General features: G+C 71.8%; 4 protein-coding genes and 1 pseudogene. 4 read left to right on the top strand and 1 reads right to left on the bottom strand.

What is annotated here, in order from left to right:
* The 3 genes and pseudogenes from ACIQAC_RS21495 to ACIQAC_RS21485 form a co-directional block, all read left to right on the top strand.
* Positions 1 to 361: pseudogene (locus ACIQAC_RS21495) on the top strand (hypothetical protein); the annotation flags it as partial.
* A complete protein-coding gene (locus ACIQAC_RS21490) occupies positions 354 to 3,449 on the top strand; it encodes an error-prone DNA polymerase (protein WP_402193315.1) in 3,096 nt (1,031 codons plus the stop codon). The pseudogene ACIQAC_RS21495 and the gene ACIQAC_RS21490, both read left to right, overlap by 8 nt.
* 207 nt (positions 3,450 to 3,656) lie before the next feature.
* Positions 3,657 to 4,517 (top strand): esterase/lipase family protein, encoded by an 861-nt coding sequence (locus ACIQAC_RS21485; protein WP_402193314.1) that lies wholly within the window; start codon positions 3,657 to 3,659, stop codon positions 4,515 to 4,517.
* Between the two features lie 68 nt (positions 4,518 to 4,585).
* Here the strand turns inward: ACIQAC_RS21485 and ACIQAC_RS21480 are convergent, their stop codons facing one another.
* Entirely contained in the window at positions 4,586 to 5,650 is a 1,065-nt protein-coding gene (locus ACIQAC_RS21480; RefSeq protein ID WP_402193312.1) for a lytic polysaccharide monooxygenase, read from the bottom strand.
* Positions 5,651 to 5,827: 177 nt separating this feature from the next.
* On the opposite strand from ACIQAC_RS21480, the gene ACIQAC_RS21475 reads away from it, so the two are divergent.
* Entirely contained in the window at positions 5,828 to 6,277 is a 450-nt protein-coding gene (locus ACIQAC_RS21475) for a GNAT family N-acetyltransferase (RefSeq protein ID WP_402193311.1), read from the top strand.
* Positions 6,278 to 6,282: the final 5 nt, after the last annotated feature.

Here is a 6,282-nt window from a genome sequence, read left to right as displayed (position 1 = left end):
GGTCGCCTTGGGGAAAGCCGGTGGTGCCGGGGTCGCCTCGGAAGAGGGCGGTGGTGTCAGGGCCGCTCTGGAGGAAGCCGCTGGTGTCGGCGTCGCCTTGGGGAAAGCCGGTGGTGCCGGGGTCGCCTCGGAAGAGGGCGGTGGTGTCAGGGCCGCTCTGGAGGAAGCCGCTGGTGTCGGCGTCGCCTCAGGGAAAGCCAGTGGTGCCGGGGCCGCCCCGGAAGAGGCCGGTGGTGTCGGGGTCGCCTCGGAAGAGGCCGGTGGTGTCGGGGCTGTCCCGGAGGGAGTCGGGGGTGCTCCGGAAGAGGTCGGGGGCACCGGGGGCGCTTCGGAGGAAGTTGGTGGTGTCCGGCATGGGTGAAGTGCTGCGGTTGCCGGCCCGGGGCCGTGCCGCGACGCCCGCCCCGGTGGGCTGGGCCGAGCTGCATGTGCACTCCTCGTTCTCGTTCCTCCAGGGCGCCTCGGACCCGGAGGTGCTCGCGGCGGAGGCGGCGCGCCTCGGTGTCGAAGCGTTGGCCGTGACCGACCGTGACGGGCTCTACGCCGCGCGCAGACTGGCCTCCGCGGCCCGCCGGCACGGTCTGCGCACGGTCTACGGAGCGGAACTGGGCCTGCCCGCCCCGTACGGCCAAGTCCTCGTCCTGGCCCGCGACCTGACCGGTTTCACCCAGCTGTCCGCGCTCATCAGCGCCGCCCAGCTCGCCGGAGCCAAGCAGCGGCCGGTGCACGACCCGACACGCCTCGCCGAGGCCGTACGGGACGGACACCTGGCGGTCCTCACCGGCTGCCCCGAGACCGGCGCACGCCGCCTCGCGGCGCTCGTCGAACTGCTCGGCCCCGAGCATCTGCACGCCGAGCTGATCGATCACGCACTGCCCGCCGACTCCCTGCTGGGAGACGCCCTGTACGCCGCAGCCCGCCGGCTCGGCCTGCCCGTCGTCGCCTCGAACGCCGTGACGTACGCCCGCCCGCGCGATGCCCGGCTCGCCCAGGCCCTGACCGCGTTGCGCCGCCGTGAGGACCTGGACCACGCGGCCGGTCATCTGCCCCCGGCGCCCACCGCCCATCTGCGCGCCCCGGACGACATGGCCCGGCGCCTGGCCCGCTACCCCGGGGTGCTCGAGACCACCCTGGAGCTGGGTCGCGCCTGCACCGTCGACCTCGCCGAGCTCAGGCCCGAGCTGCCCGGTTTCCCCGTACCGCCGGGCCACACCGAGATGTCGTATCTGCGCGAGCTCGCCACGCGGGCGGCCGAGCGCCGCTACGGGCCGCGCGCCGAGACCGCGCACACGGCCTGGATCCAGCTGGAGAAGGAACTCCGGGTCATCGACCGGCTCGACATGGCCGGCTACTTCCTGATCGTGTGGGACATCGTGCGCTGGTCCACGGACCAGGGCATCTGGTGCCAGGGCCGGGGCTCCGCCGCCAACTCCGTCGTCTGCTACGTCCTCGGCATCACCGCCGTGGACCCGATCAGGCACCAGCTGCTCTTCGAGCGCTTCCTGTCCCTGGAACGGGCCGAGACCCCGGACATCGACATCGACTTCGAGAACGCGCGGCGCGAGGAGGTCATCCAGTACGTCTACGAGCGCTGGGGCCGCAGCCACGCCGCCCAGGTCGCCAACATCATCACGTACCGCCCCCGGCTCGCCGTCCGGGACTCCGCCCGCGCGCTCGGCCACCCGACCGGCCGGATCGACGAGATGACCCGGCACATTCAGCACCACGAACCCCCGGGCGAGGAGGCCGACATACCCGCGGACGTCCGTGAACTGGCCGGGGAACTCGCCGGGTTGCCCCGCCACCTCGGTGTGCACTCCGGCGGCATGGTCCTCACCCGCCGCCCGATCGGCGAGGTGATGCCCGTCGAGTGGGCCACCGCCGAGGACCGCAGTGTGCTTCAGGGCGACAAGGAGGACGTGGAGGAGGCGGGTCTCGTGAAGATCGACCTGCTCGGGCTCGGCATGCTCTCCGCGCTCCACACGGCCTGCGATCTGATCGCCGAACACCACGGCGTCGGCTACGACCTGGCGTCGATCCCGGCCGACGATCCGGCCGTCTTCGAGATGATCTCGCGCGCGGACACGGTGGGGCTCTTCCAGGTCGAGTCGCGCGCGCAGATGTCGACGCTGCCCCGTCTGAGGCCCCGTACCTTCCAGGACCTCGTGGTCGCCGTGTCCCTGATCCGTCCCGGTCCGATCCAGGGCGGCTCCGTCCACCCCTATCTGCGCCGAAGAGCCGGGAAGGAGCCCGTCAGCTATCCGCATCCGCTCGCCGAGAAGGCACTGAAGCGCACCCTCGGAGTCCCGCTCTACCAGGAGCAGATGATGCTGCTCGCGATGGACTGCGCGGGCTTCGGGCCCGGTGAGGCCGACACCCTGCGCAAGGCGCTCGCCGCCAAGCACGCGCCCGAGCGGGTCGCGGAGCTGCGGCGGCGGCTGCTCGCGGGGATGGCCGAGCGCGGGATCGACGGGCAGGCGGCCGAGGAGCTGTACACGATGATCCAGGCGTTCTCGGGCTACGGCTTCCCCGAGTCGCACTCCCAGTCGCTCGCGCACATCGTGTACGCCTCGGCCTGGCTGAAGCTGCACTACCCGGCGGCGTTCATCGCGGGTGTCCTGGCCAACCAGCCCATGGGCTTCTACTCGCCGCTCACCCTGATCGGAGACGCCCGCCGCCGTGGCGTACGGGTCCGCGGGGTGGACGTGACCCGCTCGGGGCTGCACTCCGGGCTCGAGGCCGACGAGGGCTCCAGGGGCGGCCGGGCCATCCGGCTCGGCCTGAGCGGGATACGGGGGATGCCCGACGCGGCGGCCGAGGAGATCGTCGCCGGACGGCCGTACCGGGATCTGGAGGACTTCGCCCGGCGCACCCGGCTGTCGGCGAAGGTCCTGGAGAACCTCGCGACCGCGGGTGCGCTCGCGGCGTTCGGCATGGACCGGCGCGAAGCGCTGTGGGCGGCGGGGGCGTTGGCCGGCGTCGACGACGGTCTCCTGCCCGGGACGGCCGCCCCGGGCGAGGCTCCGGACCTGCCCGTCATGACGATGGTGGAGCAGACCTTCGCCGATCTGTGGGCCACGGGGTCGAGCCCCGACAACCACCCCGTGCAGCACCTCCGTGTCCATCTGGAGGCCGGCGGTGTGGTGACCGCGGCCGAGGTGCGGCGGCTGCCGGACGACACCCCGGTCACCATCGGTGGCCTGGTCACGCACCGGCAGCGCCCACCCACCGCGAAGGGCACCTGCTTCCTCAACATCGAGGACGAGACCGGCATGACCAACGTGATCGTGCCCCCGCCGGTCTGGGACGCCCACACGAAGATGGCCGTCGACAACGCCGGTCTCCTGGTGCACGGCCGCATCGAACGGGCCGACGGCGCGGTCAACCTGGTCGCCCGGAGCCTGGAACCCCTCACGATCACCACACCGGTCCGCAGACGGCAGTGGTGATGCCGGAGGGGGGGCTGGTGGCGTGAGTCTCTATCACATCCGTCACGACAGGCGTCGGTTAGCGCTGGAAGTTTTTACTGACGCGTAACTTCCCTGTTGAACTACTCGTTCGTAACTTGGCAAGTGAACAGCATCCTCGTGATCCGGATCACAGGGCGTAAGGCACTCGCGCAACTCCCTTGATTTGAGCCGCAAGGAGATCACCCGATGCTGCCCTGGAAAAGAGTGCTCAGACCCCTGGCCGCGCTGCTGCTGACCGGCGCACTCGTCTCCGTCCCCGCCGCCGCCGCGCAGGCGGCCGCCGCGCCGAGCTCCGGCTGGAACGACTACTCCTGCAAGCCGTCCGCCACCCATCCGCGCCCCGTCGTCCTGGTCCACGGCACGTTCGGCAACTCCGTCGACAACTGGCTGGGCCTCGCCCCGTACCTGACCAAGCGCGGCTACTGCGTCTTCTCGCTCGACTACGGCCAACTGCCCGGCGTGCCGTTCTTCCACGGCCTCGGACCCATCGACAAGTCGGCCAAGCAACTCGACACCTTCGTCGACAAGGTGCTCGCCGCGACCGGCGCGGCCGAGGCCGACCTCGTCGGACACTCGCAGGGCGGCATGATGCCCCGCCACTACCTCAAGTTCCTCGGCGGAGCGGCCGAGGTGAACGCCCTCGTCGGTATCGCCCCCGACAACCACGGCACGACCCTCTCCGGCCTCACCGCACTGCTGCCGTTCTTCCCGGGCGCCGAGCACCTGCTCACCACCGCCACCCCCGGCCTCGCCGACCAGATCGCCGGCTCCGCCTTCCTCAACAAACTCAACGAGGGCGGGGACACCGTGCCCGGCGTCCAGTACACCGTCATCGCCACCAAGCACGACCAGGTCGTCACGCCCTACCGCAGCCAGTTCCTGACCGGCCCCAACGTCCGCAACGTGCTGCTCCAGGACCTGTGCCCGGTCGACCTCTCCGAGCACGTGGCGATCGGGCTCCTCGACCGGATCGCCTTCCACGAGGTGGCCAACGCCCTCGACCCCGCCCGCGCCAGACCGACCACCTGCGCCTCGGTGTTCAGCTGACCACCGGCACACCACCGGGGTCCGACCGGCCTGAGCCGCCGGTCGGACCCCGGACGTTCCACGTACCGTCAGCGGCCGTGCCGGCCACCGGCGGTCGCCCGCCGCCGCACCGACGCGAACAGCGCGGCCGAACCGAGCGCCAGCGCCGCCGCGCCACCGACGGCGATCATCGACGTGCTGCTGCTGCCGCCGGTCTCCGCGAGGTTCTCGCCGGTGGCGGTCTGCGCGGGCCGCGCCGCGGCACCGGCCACCGTCGGCTCGTTGGACGCGGGGGCGCCGCCGCCTTCGCCGCCCTCGCTGTTCTTGCCGCCGCCACTCGCCGTCGTCGGGTCGGTGGTCGTCTCCGGGTCGTGGTCGCCGTGACCGTGGTTCTCGACCGTCGACTTGTCGGTACCGGCCTTGATCTGCTCCTCGGAGGGGGCGGACGCGGACGGCGCCACCGCCGGCTGCTCCTCGTCGCCTTCGGAGCCGCCGCCGCCCGCGCTGCCGCTGCTGCCGCCGCCGAAGGACACGTCCGAGCAGGAGTAGAACGCCTCGGGGCTGTCCGAGCGCTGCCACACCGCGTACAGCACATGCCGGCCGGAGCGCTCCGGCAGGGTGCCGCCGAAGGTGTAGAAACCGCCGGACGCGGCCGGGTCGGTGACCGTCGCGACCGGCTCGGCCAGGTCCAGGTCGCCCCATGCGAGCGCCTTCGCCGGGTCGAAGCCCGGCTTGGTCAGATACACCTTGAAGGTGCCCTTGTGCGGGGCCGTCACGCGGTACTTGAAGGTGTACGAGCCACTGCTCACACTGGTCGTCGGCCAGTCGGCGCGGGCCAGGTCGAGCCCCTTGAACGCGTCGTTGTTCGCGCTGCACAGCTTGCCGTCGGGGATCAGCTCCTGGTGCCGGCCGCCCGCGTCCCCGATGCGGATGCCGTTCCAGTCGTAGAGCGCCTGGGTGCCGCCGGCCGCGACCGCCGCCCTGCACGCGGCGGACCTCGGGCTCTCCGGGCCCTCCGCGTAGCACTGGGCGACCCGGCTGACCGGATCTCCCATCGAACCGTGCGCCGAGGCGGGCGCGCCGGCCAGCGCGGTCAGGGCGAGCGGGGCGACACCGGCGACGGCGACTGCGGCGACCTTGCGGCGTGCGGGCATGGGGGAACTCCTCGGGGCGGTCGACGGGGGTGCGTCTCAGGGGGTGATCCCGTGGGGGCGAGGACGAAGCTAGCCCCGAGCAAGCGCAAAATCGCCTGCTGAAGGCGGTTGGGGGAGATCCTTATGGTCCCTTTAAGGAAGTGCTCAGACTCCGCTGAGGTAGGTACGGTTCGGGCCATGGACGACGAGCAGATCCGGCCCGCGGTGGCCGCCGACGTACCGGCCGTGAAGGCCGTGATCGACGCCGCGTTCCACCCCTACATCGCGCGCATCGAGCGACTGCCGCAGCCCATGGAGGCCGACCACGCGGCGAACGTGGCGGCGGGACGCGTCTTCGTGACGGGGGATCCTGCGGTGGGGCTGGTGGTGGTCGAGGCCCGCGCGGACCATCTGTATCTCGACGTCGTCGCCGTCCACCCGGACGCCCACGGACAGGGCGTCGGGCGACGGCTGCTGGAGTTCGTGGAGGCACACGCGCGGGAGCTGGGTCTGCCGGAGGTCCGGCTCCTCACGAACGCGCTGATGTGGGAGAACCAACGCCTCTACGCGAAGATCGGCTACGAGGCTGTAGAGCGCCGCGTGGACGGCCCGTACGACCGGATCCACTACCGCAAGCGACTGGGCTGACAGCG

The organism is Streptomyces sp. NPDC088387 (genome assembly GCF_044753385.1).
Taxonomy (GTDB): domain Bacteria; phylum Actinomycetota; class Actinomycetes; order Streptomycetales; family Streptomycetaceae; genus Streptomyces.
The sequence above is the reverse complement of the archived record's forward strand: the minus strand, read 5'-3'. Positions and strand labels throughout refer to the sequence as shown.